Annotated in this window: 14 protein-coding genes; 7 read left to right on the plus strand and 7 right to left on the minus strand. The window is 63.3% G+C overall.

Annotated features, from left to right (window positions below; all coding sequences use genetic code 11):
- Nucleotides 1–115: 115 nt before the first annotated feature.
- Entirely contained in the window at nt 116–802 is a 687-nt protein-coding gene (locus GKZ68_RS16285; protein WP_173116619.1) for a hypothetical protein, read from the plus strand.
- Here GKZ68_RS16285 and GKZ68_RS16290 read toward each other — a convergent pair.
- The 3 genes from GKZ68_RS16290 to GKZ68_RS16300 all read right to left on the minus strand — a co-directional run bounded on the left by GKZ68_RS16290 (nt 778) and on the right by GKZ68_RS16300 (nt 3,598).
- Nucleotides 778–1,956 (minus strand): SMP-30/gluconolactonase/LRE family protein, encoded by a 1,179-nt coding sequence (locus GKZ68_RS16290; protein WP_173116621.1) that lies wholly within the window; start codon nt 1,954–1,956, stop codon nt 778–780. The two genes, GKZ68_RS16285 and GKZ68_RS16290, sit on opposite strands and share 25 nt — an antisense overlap.
- 94 nt (nt 1,957–2,050) lie before the next feature.
- Nucleotides 2,051–3,079: a hypothetical protein gene (locus GKZ68_RS16295; protein ID WP_173116623.1), complete on the minus strand. Its 1,029-nt coding sequence runs from the start codon at nt 3,077–3,079 to the stop codon at nt 2,051–2,053.
- Nucleotides 3,080–3,196: 117 nt separating this feature from the next.
- Nucleotides 3,197–3,598 (minus strand): hypothetical protein, encoded by a 402-nt coding sequence (locus tag GKZ68_RS16300; RefSeq protein ID WP_173116625.1) that lies wholly within the window; start codon nt 3,596–3,598, stop codon nt 3,197–3,199.
- Between the two features lie 155 nt (nt 3,599–3,753).
- Here GKZ68_RS16300 and GKZ68_RS16305 point away from each other — a divergent pair, with 155 nt between their 5' ends.
- From GKZ68_RS16305 to GKZ68_RS16320, 4 genes are all read left to right on the plus strand, one after another.
- The gene (locus GKZ68_RS16305) at nt 3,754–4,020 is read left to right on the plus strand and encodes a hypothetical protein (RefSeq protein WP_173116627.1); all 267 of its coding nucleotides are present in this window, start codon (nt 3,754–3,756) and stop codon (nt 4,018–4,020) included.
- 82 nt (nt 4,021–4,102) lie between these two features.
- Nucleotides 4,103–4,453 carry a hypothetical protein gene (locus GKZ68_RS16310; protein ID WP_173116629.1) on the plus strand — a complete coding sequence of 117 codons (351 nt, stop codon included), beginning with the start codon at nt 4,103–4,105 and terminating at the stop codon, nt 4,451–4,453.
- Nucleotides 4,454–4,538: 85 nt separating this feature from the next.
- The gene (locus tag GKZ68_RS16315; RefSeq protein WP_173116631.1) at nt 4,539–5,177 is read left to right on the plus strand and encodes an RNA polymerase sigma factor; all 639 of its coding nucleotides are present in this window, start codon (nt 4,539–4,541) and stop codon (nt 5,175–5,177) included.
- Between the two features lie 95 nt (nt 5,178–5,272).
- A complete protein-coding gene (locus GKZ68_RS16320) occupies nt 5,273–6,295 on the plus strand; it encodes an energy transducer TonB (RefSeq protein ID WP_173116633.1) in 1,023 nt (340 codons plus the stop codon).
- A 5-nt stretch (nt 6,296–6,300) separates the two neighbouring features.
- On the opposite strand, the gene GKZ68_RS16325 is transcribed toward GKZ68_RS16320, so the two are convergent.
- The 4 genes from GKZ68_RS16325 to GKZ68_RS16340 form a co-directional block, all read right to left on the minus strand.
- Nucleotides 6,301–7,266 (minus strand): proline iminopeptidase-family hydrolase, encoded by a 966-nt coding sequence (locus tag GKZ68_RS16325; RefSeq protein ID WP_217275392.1) that lies wholly within the window; start codon nt 7,264–7,266, stop codon nt 6,301–6,303.
- A gap of 293 nt (nt 7,267–7,559) precedes the next feature.
- Nucleotides 7,560–9,725 (minus strand): S9 family peptidase, encoded by a 2,166-nt coding sequence (locus GKZ68_RS16330; RefSeq protein WP_173116637.1) that lies wholly within the window; start codon nt 9,723–9,725, stop codon nt 7,560–7,562.
- A 202-nt stretch (nt 9,726–9,927) separates the two neighbouring features.
- Nucleotides 9,928–12,186: a M28 family metallopeptidase gene (locus GKZ68_RS16335; protein WP_173116639.1), complete on the minus strand. Its 2,259-nt coding sequence runs from the start codon at nt 12,184–12,186 to the stop codon at nt 9,928–9,930.
- 240 nt (nt 12,187–12,426) lie between these two features.
- Nucleotides 12,427–12,603, minus strand: a complete 177-nt coding sequence (locus GKZ68_RS16340; RefSeq protein WP_173116642.1) for a hypothetical protein — start codon at nt 12,601–12,603, stop codon at nt 12,427–12,429.
- 132 nt (nt 12,604–12,735) lie between these two features.
- Between GKZ68_RS16340 and fumC the strand changes: the two genes are divergently transcribed.
- A complete protein-coding gene (gene fumC / locus GKZ68_RS16345) occupies nt 12,736–14,145 on the plus strand; it encodes a class II fumarate hydratase (RefSeq protein WP_173118495.1) in 1,410 nt (469 codons plus the stop codon).
- An 89-nt stretch (nt 14,146–14,234) separates the two neighbouring features.
- The gene (locus GKZ68_RS16350) at nt 14,235–14,852 is read left to right on the plus strand and encodes a hypothetical protein (protein ID WP_173116644.1); all 618 of its coding nucleotides are present in this window, start codon (nt 14,235–14,237) and stop codon (nt 14,850–14,852) included.
- The last annotated feature ends 15 nt before the right edge of the window (nt 14,853–14,867 follow it).

The raw sequence follows: 14,867 nt of genomic DNA on the forward strand, positions 1-14,867 counted from the left end.
AATCAGTTTTGCCGACAACCATTGCATCTCATTTACTGTTAATGGCTTTCTGCCCTAGCGGCAGCGACTGCCCAATACGCCGGGCTTAAGCGGCGGCCAACTTATCCATTACCTGATGGAGAATGCCAAACTACTAACCAACCTATTGCTGGCGGCGGCAACGCTGAGCGTAGCTCACCACCCTGCTGCTACCCCTAGCCAACCTACGGCCAGCATGACCATTTTCTTGGCTACCGAAGGGAAAAGCCGAAGCTCCCGGCCGGCTATGCGCACCGCCAAAAAAAAGGAAGCTGCTAAGACGCTGGTTTATACCGTTACGGCTACTGCCTACCAACCGGTGATTGGGCAGACTGATGAGGAGCCGTTTGTGACGGCCGACAACTCTACTATCAAGCCGCGCTATACTAGTAAAACGCGTTGGATGGCGCTCTCGCGCGACTTGCTGGCGCGCTGGGGCGGCGATTTTCAGTACGGCGACCAAGTGATGGTGAGCGGGATTTCGCCGCAGCTGGACGGCGTTTATACGGTGCACGATACCATGAACCGACGGCACCACCACTGCATGGATATTCTTACGCACGTGCGCGAAAAAATCGACATTTGCACAAAAAACGTTAAGGTTCAACTAGTTGCACCCACCACGTCGACTGACTCCGTACTCTATACCAGCCGGGCGCGCACTACCTCCCTGGCTAGGCTACGGCGCGCTGCCCCCGTACAGGCTAGCCGACGCGACCTGTTCTTGGCCAGGGGCAGCACTAAACACCAGCCGGAAATCTATTTTGCCAGCGCCATCTTATAGATGCGGAACGGCTCACGTGGCTGGCCCACGCCTTTGTTCCAGTTGGGCATTTTGTGGATAGCGGAGGTGGTAAAATAAATGTTGTTGCCGTCGGGGTCCCAGGCGAAGGTATCGGGCCATTCGAGACGAGTTTCCTTTACTACGGTTTCGATTTTGCCGGCGGGCGTGCGGCGCAAAATGGCGCCTTCTTCGAAATTGGTGAGGTAGAGGTTGTTTTTGCTATCGAGCTCCATGCCGTCGCAGGCGGGGGCATCCGGTAGCTTTTCCACGGTGGCTTGCACCTGCGCCGGGCTCAGGGCAGCATTACGCAGCACGGCGGTTTTAATGCGGTAGAGCGAGTGGCCCGACAAAGCCCGATAGTAGAGGTACTGGTTGTCGGTGCTCAGCGCAATGCCATCTGCTTTAAACTGGCCGGGCTTGCCCATCGGGTCGTAGAGCGCCTTGCCTTGAGCCTTTGTAATGAAGTTTTTGTCGGGCAGTGTCGAGGGCTGCTTGGCTAGCAACTGGCGTGACTTGGTCGTTTTCAAATCGACCACTACCAGCGCGCCGGTACCCGAGTCGGTGAGGTAGGCGTAGTTGTTTTGCAGGTCGATGCGCACATCGTTGAGATACGAGTGGCGCGGGGCCACGCTCTCGGGAAAAGGGATAACCTGCACTACCTTATTGGTTTTGGGGTCGGTTTTGACCAGCTTTACGCCGCCGGGCACCGTGAACTTGAGGCCGGGCGCGGCGGGGTCGATTATCCAGAGCATGCCTTTCTTATCGACGTAGCCAGCCTGCGGGCAAATCCAGTGCTTGAGCGGCTCGGCCTTCACCGAGTCGTTCCACATGCACCAGCCGGCGTCGGGATACGGCGTGAGGGTATTGCTAGGCCCCACCACGGCCACGGGGTAGGTGGGGTTGAAGTCCCAGCGCGGCGAAAAGGCGAATACCTTGCCGCCCGGCGCCACCGCCACCCCCGTCACCTGCGGGTCGGTAAACTCAGCCACGATGGTGAGCGGCGAACCCGCCGGCGCGGGGGCCGGCACGTGGGCGGCGGTCGAGTCGGCGGGCATGGTGCCGCGCGGCTTGTCGGCAGTGGTGCCGGAGGTGCAGCCAGCCAGCAGCAGGCTAGCCACAGTGGCGGCCCCAATTGGGAAAAGAGCAGAATGCATAAAGGAGTGGAAAAGGAACTGAAAACCCCGGCCTGAAAGCGGGGCCGGGGCTTGGCATACGAGCCAACTGGGCTAGCCGTTCGGTCGAGCTTGCTTATCGGTGCGCTTTAGGTTGATACGTGCGCACGGCGAGCTGCTCAGCGGCCTCGGCGGCGGACTGTGGCTGGCCGGCCGCGTCGTAAAGCAGGCTTAGGGGCTGGAAGGGATTAGCCAGAATCTGGGCTTCGGTGAGGCCCCAGCGCGGCCATAGGCCCGTGAGGGTGTGGCCGTAGCCGAGGTTATCCCAGGGGTTGAAGATGGCCGAGGTCACGTCGTCGACCAGCGCATCGAGCACCAGCTCGGCGCCGGGCGCGTCGGCGGGCGTAGGACGGCGCAGGTAGATGTCGGGCACCACCGCTAATAAATAAGCGGCGTAGTAGGCCCGCGCCTTAAACTCCGCTATTTGCGCCGGGTGCAGCGGGCGCTGGGCATCGGCCGCCACCTGGCGCATGGCCTGGCTGATGAGACCAATATCAACCAGCGTAGCCACGATAACGGCCTGCCCCAGCTTTACACTGAAAACCAAGGTGTTCAGGTCATCATCCAGCTCAAAAGCTGGTGCATCGTAAGCGTCATCAGCTTCGAGCACAAACACCGAGCCGGGCACAAAGTCGGCGTAGTCGGTGGGCACGCGCAGGCCCTGCAGGAGCTGAAAAAATGCCCGGAACCGCTGCACCAGCTGCGCATTCTCGGCCAATGGGTACTGCGGCTTGATGAGCGGCGCCTGCTGCTGCAACAGCTCGGTGACGAAGATGCCGTAGAACATTTTGGCCAGCCACTGCCACAGCCGGGCGGGCGGCAGGGCACGCAGCGCGGCTGGGCCACCCTGGCTAGCTTCTTGAATTTCAGCCTCCAGCGCGTCGAGGCGCGGGCGCAGCGCTGGAGCTAGCGGCAGGCGCAGCGCCGCGTAGGTAGTCTGGCTCTGGTCGAGCAGGTAGAGCGGGCGCTCGGCCAGGCCGTAAGTGGCTTGCAGCCAGCCAGCAAACACCGGAATGGTATCAGCGGGCCCCACGGGCTGGCCGGTGAGAAAACAGCGGCCGGGGCCGAATTGCATCCCCTCAAAGGGGTCGTAGAGGGTAATCATAAGCGAGGCAACTTGCGGCTGCAAAGGTCGGCCAGCCGGCCCCGAAACGCACACTGGCTGCCTTGGCCCCGAACGATGCCGAGGGCCAACGCAGCCAGTGTGCTTGAAAAGCAACGCCTAGCGCGAGAGCAGGTTGCTGGCTTTAATCAGCAGCTTGCTTAGGTTGTGCAGGGCGTCGGAATAGCCGGAGCCCGACTCGTCGGCCACCTTGCTGGCTTCGGCGCCGAGGCTGGCCAGCACCTCGGCCACCTCGTGGCTTTGGGTGTCGCTGGAAGACAGCATGCGGCGCAACAGGCTGACCTCCTGCTTTATCTTGGCCAGGCCGGGGCGGTCGCTGGCGGCCAGTACCGTTTCCCAGCGCTCTAGCTCGTGCAGGCCGGTGGCGCCGTCGGCATTGGGCAGGCCCTGGCCGAGCAGGTTGAGCGTATCGGTGAGCAAGGCCGTGCTTTGCTCGTCGCTGACGTGCAGTTGAATTTCGGGCGTGGGTGGGGTGTGCGGGGTCGAAGCAGTGGAGTCCATGAGCGAGGGAAAGAATAGATTAGCTGGCTATACTCAGGCCGGGCCTAAAAAGTTAGTTACCCGGTTGGCGCGGGCTAGCAGAACCGAGAGGTTACCTTTTAGCAGCTAGCCGATTAACCGGCACGCGTTCCTCACTTCCCAACTACTGCCTACTTATGAAATTAACTTCCCTGACGCGGCTGGCCGCCGTCGTGGCCCTGGCCGCCAGCGCGGCTGCCTGCACCCCCAACGATAAAACGACCACCACTGACTCGACGACCAGCAACGCGGCCGCCGCGGCCGATACGACGGGCGCCCACAACCAAGTGGCCCAAGACCAGGCCGGCGTGCAAATGGACAGCGCCAGCACCAAAGCCTCGGATGCCACGGCGGGAGGCAGCCCGGCTACCGACGCGGCTACCAGCCAGGGCCAGACTAAATAACTGCCACCCAACCAGGCAGGATTACGTTTTCTTACCCAGCCGCCTCAAGGCTCGTTGTTTTCTCACTCTCTTTTTTACCATCATGACTACTTCGCTGAAAACCTGGTTTGCCGCTGCCGTAGCCCTGAGCTTCACCGCCTGCTCGGCCGACACCACCAAAACCACCAACGCCGATGGCACTACCTCCACTACTACCGAGGTAACCACTCCTAACATTGACGAGGCAGGAGCCAAAATGGGCGCCGCCGCCGAGCGCGCGGGTGAAAAGGCCAACGCCGCCGGCGAGAAAATTGGTACTAAGCTGGACGAAGCCGGTGCCAAGCTGGGCGCTAAAATGGAAGCTGCTGGTCAAAAAATGGACGCCATGGGCGATGCCGCCGCCAAGTCGGCCCACCAAACCAAGGCTAACATGAAAGCAGCCGCTCATAAGTAAGCCTAGCCAGACCTGCTAAAAGCCCGCGCCTCCGGCGCGGGCTTTTTTGTGGAGTATTCGGGCCGGGCGGGCGTATTTTGCTGCCGTGTTGTTTCGTCGCCGCGCCTCGCCTGTTCCCGCCGCTGCCCTTTCCGACCAGGAGGTGCTGGCTCGCTACCGCCAAGGGGGCGACGTGGCCGCGCTGGGCCTGCTCTACGAGCGGCACCTGCCCGAGGTATTTGCGGTGTGCCGCCGCTACCTGGCCCCGCCCGATGAGGACGCCCAGGACGCCGCCATGCAGCTTTTCGAGCAGCTGGTGGTGAAGCTGCGCACCCACGCGCCCGATAACTTCGGGGCCTGGCTCTACACCACGGCCCGCAATTTTTGCCTCATGGAGCTGCGCGCCCGGCAGCGCGGCACGGCTAGCGGCGGCCCGCTGGTGCTGCTGCCCGAGGCTGCTGATGTGGAAAATGCCGCCGCCCGGCATCTGCCCGATGCCGGCGCCGAAGCCGAAGAGGCTAGCCAGCACGAAGCCGACCTGCAAGCCCTAGAAGCAGCCCTCGGCCAACTGCCCACTGAGCAGCGCCGCTGCCTCGAGTTATTTTACTTGGAAGAAAAATCGTATCAGGAAATAGTTACCCTCACCGGGCTAGCGCTCAACCTCGTGAAAAGCCACCTGCAAAACGGCCGCCGCATGCTCAAGCGCACGTTGAGCAAGGAAGTAAGAATACGGAATGAGGAATGAAGCATTGGCTTTCGCTCCGATTCTATCCGCTCGCCTCTGCTTTTTTTGTATCCCTCCTCACCCAACTCATCATTCATACCTTTTAATTCCGCTAAATGCTGCCCACCAACCCGCTGCTGAACGCTACTGCCCCGGCCGGCTCACACCTGCCGGTGGCGCTGCTGCGCCAGTACGCGGCGGGCACCCTAGCCCCGGCCGCCCAGCACCGCGTAGAGGCCCACACGCTGGCCTGCCCCCGCTGCGCCGACATCCTGGAAGGCCTGCTGCAAACCCCACCCACCACTACCGACCAGGCGCTGGCCCGGCTTCAGCAGCGGCTGCGGCAGCGCGTGCAGCAGCAAGCCGCGCCGGCGCGGCAGGTGGCCTTGCCCCGGCGCCACCGCTGGCTAGCCCCGCAGCTGGCCGCCGCGGCCGCCCTGCTACTCGGGTTGGTAGCGGGTGGGTGGTGGGCCTGGCAGCAGCGGCAGCACGCCCCCGCGCCAGTAGTGGTGGCAGCTCCTTCACCCCGGCCGGTCGAGCCAGCTGCGGCACCCGCGCCGGCCGGGCCAGCCCCTGTGGCGGTAGCACCCTCACCGCGGCGCGGCACGGCGCGGCGGGCGCGCGCTACTGCAGCGGTAGCGGCTGGGCGCACGGCCCGGCATTTGGCAGCTGCAGCGCCCGTAGCTGCCGCTAGCCCGGCCTCGGCCGCTGCACCTGCCCGTGACTCGGCTGCACTGGCCGGGATACCTACGATTTCGCCGGCCGCGCCCACGGCAATGGCCGCGCCGGCCCGCGTGAGCGAGCCGCTGGCTAAGATGCGCGCCGCCATGCCCCCGCCGCCGGCGCTACCGGCCACGCCCAGCGGCGGCTACGCAGCGTTGCGCGAGTACTTAAAAAAAGGGGCGGCCGATTTTGAGCCCGAAAGCCCGGATGGCACCCGGCGGTCGGGCCGGGTACTGGTGCGCCTGCACCTCGGCGCCGATGGCAAGATTGAGCAGGCCGAAGCCGTGCGCAAGCTGCGCCCCGATTATGACGCCGAGGCTATTCGCCTGCTTAGGGCAGGCCCGGCCTGGGTGCCCGGCATCAGCGCCGGGCGCCGGGCCGCGCAGGTTGTGGAAGTGCCGGTCGAGTTTGAGTAGCGGCCCTACAGGTTGGTGCCGGCTTTAAACGAGCCGTCGTCCACCGCTTTTAAAAACTTGACGAAGCCGGTCATGTAGGTTTGCTGGTCGTCATACATGCTCATGTGGCTGCCTTTAGGGCAGATAAGCGCGGCCCCTTGCTTGACCTGGGTGGCAATCCAGGCCATGTGCGCGGGGTCCATGGTATCGTACTTGCCGCCGATGCTAAGCACCGGAATGGTAAGCTGCGGCAGGTCCTTGGTACGGTCCCAGGTGGTGAGCTTACCTGAAATGCCGAACTCGCTGGGCCCCTGCATCGTCACGTAGAGCGACTGGTTGAGCTTGCCCAGCGAGCGGCGCACCGGCTCGGGGTTGGGCACGATGCGGCACAGGTGCTCGGCATAGAAGTTGGGTTCCAGCAGGCCCATGTAGCGCGGGTTGCTAAAGTCCTTTTTAGCCTCAATCTGCCGGATTTCCTTCAGCACTTCGGGCTTCATCTGCTTGGCCAGCACCTCGTCGGCGTAGCGCCCATAGGCCGGGCAACTCATCATCATATTACTGATAATTAGGCCTTTGAGATTTTTCTGGTACTTGAAAGCATACTCGGCCGCCAGGATGCCGCCCCAGCTGTGGCCCAGCAGGTAGAAGTTGTCTTTGGTCAGATTCAGCGCCTGGCGCACCTGCTCCACTTCCTCCACGTAGCGCGGCAGGCTCCACATGCTGGTGTCGCGGGGGTTGTCGGAGTTGCCGCACCCTAGCTGGTCGTAGTAGATAAACTCGATGCCCTCCTGCGGCAGAAAGCTCTCCATGCACTCAAAATACTCGTGCGTGGCGCCCGGTCCGCCGTTGAGCAGCAACACCTTGATTTTTGGGTTATTACCAAATTTTTTGGTCCAGACGTTGAACTTGCCCTTAGGCGTGGTGATGGGAATGACCTGGATGCCGCCGGTTTTCACGCCGCTTTCCTCGGCTGGGAAATAATTGGCCGGCATGGTAGTGCCGGGCGTCGTGGCGGCCGTGGCAGTGGTGGGTTGCGACTGGCCGCAGCCGGCGAGCAGCGCACCGCCGAGCAGGGCTAGCGCCAGCGCGTGGGTGGGGAAACGTGGGTTCATGGGGGAGGAAAAAAGAGAGAATTAGAAATCTAATAGAGCGTCATGCTGAACGCAGTGAAGCATCTCTCCCGCGCCGCTGAAATAGCGAACCTAGCGGCGTGGCAGAGATGCTTCGACAAGCGGACGCCAGATGAGCATGACGTTCTTATTTGAATGGATTAAACACAAAAAAGCTACTGCGCGGCCACGCCTTTGGTGCGCAGGTAGCGCTCGAAGAACTCGTAGGTGCGCAGCATCTGGTCGATGCGCTGGCGGTTGTCGCCCGAGCGGGTGAGCTCGTGGGTGCCGCCGGGGTGGCGCACGTATTCGACCGGCCGGCCCAGCACTTTGAGGCTGCGGAACAGCATCTCGCCCTGCACGAAGCCCGTGCGGCGGTCGTTTTCACCGTGAAAAAGGATGTAGGGCGTCGTGATATTTTCGACGTAGGTGATGGGCGATTCGCGGGTGAGCAGTGCCCGCACGGCCGGCTGCCAGGGGTAGCCGCCGAAGTAGTTGGGCACGAGGCGCCAGGCGTTGCCTTCGCCGAAGAACGTGGCCAGGTCATACACCCCGCGCTGCGAGCAGGCGGCCTGGAAGCGGTGGTCGTGGCTCACAATCCAGGCCACGAGGTAGCCGGCGTAGGAGCCGCCGCTCACAACCAGCTTGTTGGGGTCGGCCCAGCCTTCGGCCACGGTTTTGTCGAGGGCCGTGAGCACGTCGCTGCTCGGGCCAGTGCCCCAGTCGCGGATATTGGCCCGCAAAAACTGCTCGCCGTAGCCGCCCGAGCCGCGCGGGTTGCCATACACCACGCCGTAGCCCTGGCTGGCGAAGTATTGAAACTCGTGCCACATGCTGGCCTCGCCCGGCCCCCACATGGCCGCCGGCCCGCCGTGGATGTCGAGCAGCAGCGGGTACTTCTGGCCGGCCTGGTAGGCGGTGGGCTTCATCACCCAGTAGTCCACGGCTAGGCCCTTGTCATTGGTGAAGGTGTGCTTCTCGGGTAAGGAAAGGCGCCGGGTTTTCACCCAGTCGTTGAAGGTGCCGGCGCGGTGCGGCTGGCGCAAACTGGCATCGGCCACGTACAGGTCGGAGGGGTTGCGCACGCCGGTTTGGGCGTACACCACGTGGCCCTGGGCCACGTCGAAGCTCAGGATGCCCGTGTCGTCGGCGGTCAGCTTTTCGGGCTTGCGGGTGCCGATATTCACCCGGTACAGCGGCACGCCGCCGTTGGCTTGGGCCGTGAAATACAAGTACTTGCTGTCGCTGCTCCAGGCCAGGCCGGCCGGGTTGCGGTCGAGCGGAATGCTGATGACCGGTCCGCCTCCCAGCGGCATCAGCTGGAGCTTGGGCACGGCCACGCGCCCGGTGGGTGACTGCTGGAAGGCTAGCCACCGGCCCGACGGCGACACCACCGGCGTAGCGTAAGACGTGCTGTCCTGCCCCAGTAGGCGGCGCAGGTGGCGGCCCTGCAGGTCGGCCAGAAAAACGGCGTTTTCCTGGGCGCGGTCGGGGTGGCGCACCGAGTCGATGGCCGCCAGCAGCAGCAGGTGCTGGCCGTCGGGCGTAAACTCAGCCTGGCTGAAGCGGTAGAAGCCGTGGGTAATAGCCACCGGCTGCGCGGCCGGGGCGGTGGCATCAATCAGGAAAAGCTGGGCCAGGCTTTTATCGGCCGACACATCGCGTTCATCTTGAAAATCAAGGTTATCGAGCACCTTGGCTTTCTTGTCCACCTCGTTTTTATCGAGGTAGGCGCGCACTTCGGCCAGGGTGCCGTCGGCATTGGGCCGCGCCGACCCTAGCGGCGAGTTCTTGGAAAAGCCCGGCTTCTCGTACGACCAGAGGGGTAGGAATTTACTTGCGTTCAGCAGCGAGTCTTTCACGAAATCGCGCAGCGGAATGGCCGCCCCGAACAGCACCTGCCGGCCGTCGGGGCTCCACTTGGGCGCCGTAGCGCCATACTTGAAATGCGTGAGCTGCCGGGCCTCGCCGCCATCGGTGGGCATCACAAATACCTGGGGCTTGTCCTCCACCGTGCGCACGAAGGCTAGCCGCCGGCCGTCGGGGCTCCAGGCGGGCTGCGTGGCGCCGTCCTTACTGAAGGTGAGCTGCCGGGGCACGGCGCCCGCCTCAGTGCCGATGGTGTAAAGCTGACTCAGGTTTTTGTAGTCGGCCTTGCTTTTCTCGTCGGGCACCACGGCCAGCACCGTGAAGACCGCTCGCCGGCCGTCACGGGTCAGCGTCACATTGTTGAGCTGCTCAATTTTCAGCAAGTCAGTGACTTTCACCAGTTCAGGTGGCGCCTGGGCGTGAGCGGCCAGGGCGGCGCAGCTGGCTAGGAGGGCTAGGGTAAATTTATTCATAATGTTCCATCTAGTCGTTTGAAGCTGTTTAGTTGGTCATGCTCATTTAAAAGAACGTCATGCCCATCTGGCGTCCGCTTGTCGAAGCATCTCTATCGCTCCGTCAAATGACCCTAGCGGCGCGGCAGAGATGCTTCGACAAGCGGACGCCAGATGGGCATGACGTTCTTTTGAGTTAATGACATGCGGATACATTTTCAGCTTACAGCACTTTCGGAGTAGCCACTTCGGCCGCCCGATTTACCTGCCCGGCGAAGCGGTCGATAGCGGCGGCGGTGCGCTTTATCTGCTCGTCAGCCTCGGCCCACTTGCGCTCCTCCACGGCTTCGCGGACACCGGGCAGGGTTTTCACCCCGTAGCCGGTGTAGAAACCGGGCGCGTATAGCTGGTGGCGGTACCAAGGGCGGCGCGGCAGGCCTTCGGCACTGAGGAGCTGCTGCTCAGCCTGGTACAGCAGTTGGTCGAGGGTTTTCTGGCGGTCGGGGGGTAGGGGGTTTTGGCGGGCCTGCTCGTAGGCCTCGGCGCTCTGGGCCAGCTTTTGTAGGGCCGCGTCGAGGGGCGCGAAGTCGAGCTGGGGCACGGCGGCCTGCGCCTTGGGGGGTAGCAGCGGCTGGTCGGGGTTCGACACGGCTTCGTAGCGCTGCTCGGCCAGCAGCTTGGTTTGCTTGTCGGTTTCGGTGCGCATGTCGTCGGTCAGCTTTTTGACCTCGGTGCTGTACTTAGCCACGGTGTTCGAGAAGTTCTGAAACTCGAAGGGCAGCACATCGGCATCGACCAGACGCAATTCGCAGCGACCCATGGTTTGAGCCAGAGCCACGCCGTAGGCAAACGTGGGGTCTTTAAAGCGTGTGAAATCATCGAACGAGTCGAAGATGGAGTGGTACTCGCCGCCCTCGCCCTCGCCGCCAAAGCCCACGTTCATCGACGGAATACCGAGGTGCTGAAGGTAGGGCGAGTAGTCGGAGCCCGCACCCAGCGCGGCAATGCGCAGGTCGGGGCGCTCACGGGCATCCTTCTGCACCTCGGGCGTGCCCGTCACGAGGTCATACGCCCGCCGCCGCTCCAGGATGGAGAGCGGCTTTTCGGGGTCGGGCACATCGCGGGCCACCTGATTGAAGAACTTCTCGAGCGTGTGCGAGCCGGCAACGCGCAAAAAGCCCCGGTCGCTGTTGTCGGTGTTCAGGTAGGCCACCACGTGCTTTTGCAGGTCCTTGGCGTTGGTTTCGGCCCACTCCGTCGAGCCCAGCAGGCCGGGCTCCTCGCCGTCCCAGGCACAGAACATGAGCGTGCGCCGGGGCCGCCAGCCGGTTTTTACCAGCTCGCCGAGGGCGCGGGCTTCCTCCAACTCAGCCACCATGCCGCTGAGCGGGTCGCTGGCGCCGTTGACCCAGGCGTCGTGGTGGTTGCCGCGCAGTATCCACTCATCGGGCAGCTCCCGGCCCCGCAGCGTGGCAATGACGTTGTAAACCGGCTCGGTTTTCCAGTTGAACTCGAGCTGCAAGTGCACCTTGGCCGGCCCCGGCCCAAGGTGGTACGGGATGGGCAGCGCGCCGCGCCAGTCGGGCGGCGCCATGGGGCCGGCCAGCGCCGAAAGCAGGGGTAGGGCGTCGCCGTACGAGATGGGCAGCACGGGTATCTGCGTGAGCGTGGGCGCGGTGCGGTAGTCGAGGTGCTTGGCGTTTTTGGTCGAGCCGTAGCCCGGCGTGAGCGGGTCGCCGGAGTAGGTGGGCATATCGAGCACCGAGCCGCGCTGGGCGCCGGTTTCGGGCTTGAAGGGGCCCTTGGGGTACACGTCGCCCTGGGCGTAGCCGTCGTCTTTGGGGTCGGAGTAGATGAGGCAGCCGATGGCGCCCATCTCGGCGGCCACCTTGGGCTTGATGCCGCGCCACGAGCCGCCGTACTTGGCAATCACGATTTTACCCCGCACGTCGATGCCGCGGCGGGCCAGCTCCTCGTAGTCTTTCGGGATGCCCTGGTTCACAAATACCAGCTCGGCCGTCACGTCGCCATCCTTCGAGAAGCAGTTGTAGGTGGGCAGCTGCTCGCTGGTCTGGCCCGAAGTGGCGTCTTCGGGCACCGGCTTTTCAGTGAGGCTAGCCGTGAAAGGAGTCGGCGCCACCAGCTCTAGCTTGCGCAGCTTGGGCGTCGGAAACAGCACATACGACACGTCGATGCGCGTGGCGTAGCCCCAGCTTTTAAACAGGCCGGCCATGAATTCGGCGTTGTCCTTGTCGTAGGGCGAGCCCACGTGGTGCGGGTGCGCGGCCAGGCGCTTCATCCACTGGCGCAGCTCGTCGGCCTTGAGCTGGGCGTCGAACTTGGTTTCGAGCTGGTACTCGGCTGCCGCCGTGGTGGGCCCGAAGCCCAGTAGCGGCTTACCGGCGGGCGGAGCGGTTTGGGCGGCCAGCGGGCGGGCCAGCAGGCTAGCGGCCAGCAGCAGCAGGGGGTAGCGTTTCAGCATAAGCAGGTTACGTACGGAAAAGGGATTACCGCCTGCCGCTCAAACCTCAGGCGATAGGCCGGCGAAAGATAGCGCCCGCCTGCCCCCGAAACCTGCTGTTTTTTCGTCTTATTATGAAAGTTGCTTCGCTCCCAAAAAGAACGTCATGCTGCGCTTGTCGAAGCATGACGTTCTTTTTGGGAGCGAACCCTCGCATAGCTACCACGCAAAAGCGCCGCGCAAGAGTTGAGGCCGGGCAACTTAGCCGCTGTAGCCGCCGCCGCTTTCGGGCTCGGTGGCGCTGCCGCCGGCTTTATCGGGGGTGGGCAGGTCCGATTCGGTGTGGATTTCGAGGTGCGAGTAATCGGGCACGCCGTTGCCTTCGGTGGGTACGGGCGGCTCGGTGTGGGGAGCGGGGGTGGGCGGGGGCTGGTTCATGGGGTAATGCTGAAAACGATTGGGATTGGCTGGGTGTACGGGCTAGCCGGGCGCGTGGCTGCCCGCGCCGGCCGGGCGGCGTACTTTTGCGGCCGTTGCCAGCGGCAGCTTTTTCACTTCTACCCCGTTCAAATGAGCCAGTTCCGCACCGAAAAAGATACCATGGGCCAGGTGCAAGTGCCCGCCGACGCCTATTGGGGCGCCCAAACCCAGCGCAGCATCGAGAACTTTCCGATTGCGCAGGATATCAATAAGATGCCGAAGGAAATCATCAAAGCCTTCGCCTACTTGAAGAAAGCCGCCGCCCTCACCAACCGCGACGCGGGCGTGCTCGACGCCGAAAAGGCCGACCTCATCGGCCGCGTGGCCGACGAAATACTGGCCGGTAAGCTGGCCGACCAGTTTCCCTTGGTGGTGTGGCAAACCGGCTCGGGCACGCAGAGCAATATGAATGTGAACGAGGTGATTGCCTACCGCGGCCACGTGCTGCACGGCGGTTTGCTCTCGGACGAGAAGAAGTTTTTGGCCCCCAATGACGACGTGAACAAGAGCCAGAGCAGCAACGACACCTTCCCGACGGCCATGCACATCGCGGCCTACAAAATCCTGGTCGAAACCACGATTCCGGGTATCACCAAGCTGCGCGATACGCTGAAAAAGAAGGCCGTAGAATTTAAGGAAATCGTTAAAATCGGCCGCACCCACTTCATGGACGCCACGCCGCTGACGCTGGGCCAGGAGTTTTCGGGCTATGTGTCGCAGCTCGACCACGGCCTGCGCGCCATCCACCATACGCTAGCCCACCTGAGCGAGCTAGCGCTGGGCGGCACCGCCGTGGGCACCGGCATCAACACGCCCGCCGGCTACTCCGAGAACGTGGCCAGGCACATTGCCGACCTCACGGGCCTGCCCTTCGTGACCGCCGAAAACAAGTTTGAGGCCCTGGCTGCTCACGACGCCATTGTGGAAGCCCACGGCGCGCTCAAAACGGTGGCCGTGAGCCTCATGAAAATTGCCAACGATGTGCGCATGCTCAGCAGCGGCCCGCGCGCGGGCATCGGCGAAATCTCGATTCCCGACAACGAGCCCGGGAGCAGCATCATGCCCGGCAAGGTAAACCCCACCCAGTGCGAGGCCATGACGATGGTAGCCGCCCAAGTGATGGGCAACGACGTGGCCATCACGGTGGGCGGCTCGCTGGGCCACTTCGAGCTGAACGTGTTTAAGCCGGTCATGATTTACAACTTCCTGCACTCGGCCCGCCTCATCGGCGACGTGTGCGTGGCCTTCAACGACAAGTGCGCCGTAGGCATCGAGCCCATTCTGCCCAACATCAAGAAGCACGTTGATAGCAGCCTGATGCTGGTGACGGCCCTCAACCCGCACATCGGCTACTACAAAGCCGCCGAAATTGCCCAGACGGCCCACAAAAACCACTCGACCCTCAAGGAAACCGCCGTGCAGCTCGGCTACGTCACCCCCGAGCAGTTCGACGAGTGGCTGAAGCCCGAGGACATGGTGGGCGCAATTAACGTGGGCTAGCCTTCTTCCGCAGGGTAACGTTTTTTATAAAAGCCCGTCATGCTTCGACAAGCGCAGCATGACGGGCTTTTTGCTTTACCACTAACGCAATGCCTGTGCGCTACCCTTTGCTTTTCAGCTCATTATTAGTAGCTCTCCCCCTCCTAAGCCGCGCCCAGCTGGCGCAGGCGGTGCCCGTCGCTGCGGCTACGGCGCAGGCGGTGCTGGCCCAGGCGGCGCGGCAGTATCCCAAGTTTACGGCGGCGCTGGCCGACGTGCGCCAGCACGACCAGCTGCTGCGGCGCTTCGTAGTGGTGACGAATGCGGGCCCGCTCGGCAGCCCGGCCGCCGCGTTTGGCAACGGCGCGGTGCGCCTCGACCGGCGCTTTCTGGAGCACCCGCAGCCAGGCTTTGACGATAATCGGCTGGTGGTAGTGCTGTACCACGAAATCGGGCACCTGCATTATTTCAGCCAGGTGCCGCCTGCCCAGCGCGACTCGCAGGCCAGCGAGCAGGCGGCATTCAATTACTCTTTACTGAAAACCAAGCAGCTAGCCCAGGCCGGCGACTGCGCGCCCCTGCAAACCGGCCTGCGGTTTATGCGGCTGCGCAGCCAGGCCAGCGACCTCGCCGACCCGCACGTGCGCGCCCTCAAAAGCCTGGTGCAGGAGCCCGCCTACGCCGCCTACCAAGCCTACGTGGCTAGCCACTGCCCGGCGCAGCCGTGAGGGTTAGCCAGCCAT

The sequence above is a fragment of the Hymenobacter sp. BRD128 genome (assembly GCF_013256625.1).
GTDB lineage: Bacteria > Bacteroidota > Bacteroidia > Cytophagales > Hymenobacteraceae > Hymenobacter.

Excerpts from the sequence above, each read along its gene's own strand:
- GKZ68_RS16330 (WP_173116637.1), bottom strand. The coding sequence starts at position 9,725 with ATGAATAAATTTACCCTAGCCCTCCTAGCCAGCTGCGCCGCCCTGGCC.
- GKZ68_RS16350 (WP_173116644.1), top strand. The coding sequence starts at position 14,235 with ATGCCTGTGCGCTACCCTTTGCTTTTCAGCTCATTATTAGTAGCTCTC.
- fumC (WP_173118495.1), top strand. The coding sequence starts at position 12,736 with ATGAGCCAGTTCCGCACCGAAAAAGATACCATGGGCCAGGTGCAAGTG.
- GKZ68_RS16285 (WP_173116619.1), top strand. The coding sequence starts at position 116 with ATGGAGAATGCCAAACTACTAACCAACCTATTGCTGGCGGCGGCAACG.
- GKZ68_RS16295 (WP_173116623.1), bottom strand. The coding sequence starts at position 3,079 with ATGATTACCCTCTACGACCCCTTTGAGGGGATGCAATTCGGCCCCGGC.
- GKZ68_RS16340 (WP_173116642.1), bottom strand. The coding sequence starts at position 12,603 with ATGAACCAGCCCCCGCCCACCCCCGCTCCCCACACCGAGCCGCCCGTA.
- GKZ68_RS16300 (WP_173116625.1), bottom strand. The coding sequence starts at position 3,598 with ATGGACTCCACTGCTTCGACCCCGCACACCCCACCCACGCCCGAAATT.
- GKZ68_RS16325 (WP_217275392.1), bottom strand. The coding sequence starts at position 7,266 with ATGCCGGCCAATTATTTCCCAGCCGAGGAAAGCGGCGTGAAAACCGGC.
- GKZ68_RS16305 (WP_173116627.1), top strand. The coding sequence starts at position 3,754 with ATGAAATTAACTTCCCTGACGCGGCTGGCCGCCGTCGTGGCCCTGGCC.
- GKZ68_RS16335 (WP_173116639.1), bottom strand. The coding sequence starts at position 12,186 with ATGCTGAAACGCTACCCCCTGCTGCTGCTGGCCGCTAGCCTGCTGGCC.
- GKZ68_RS16290 (WP_173116621.1), bottom strand. The coding sequence starts at position 1,956 with ATGCATTCTGCTCTTTTCCCAATTGGGGCCGCCACTGTGGCTAGCCTG.
- GKZ68_RS16310 (WP_173116629.1), top strand. The coding sequence starts at position 4,103 with ATGACTACTTCGCTGAAAACCTGGTTTGCCGCTGCCGTAGCCCTGAGC.
- GKZ68_RS16320 (WP_173116633.1), top strand. The coding sequence starts at position 5,273 with ATGCTGCCCACCAACCCGCTGCTGAACGCTACTGCCCCGGCCGGCTCA.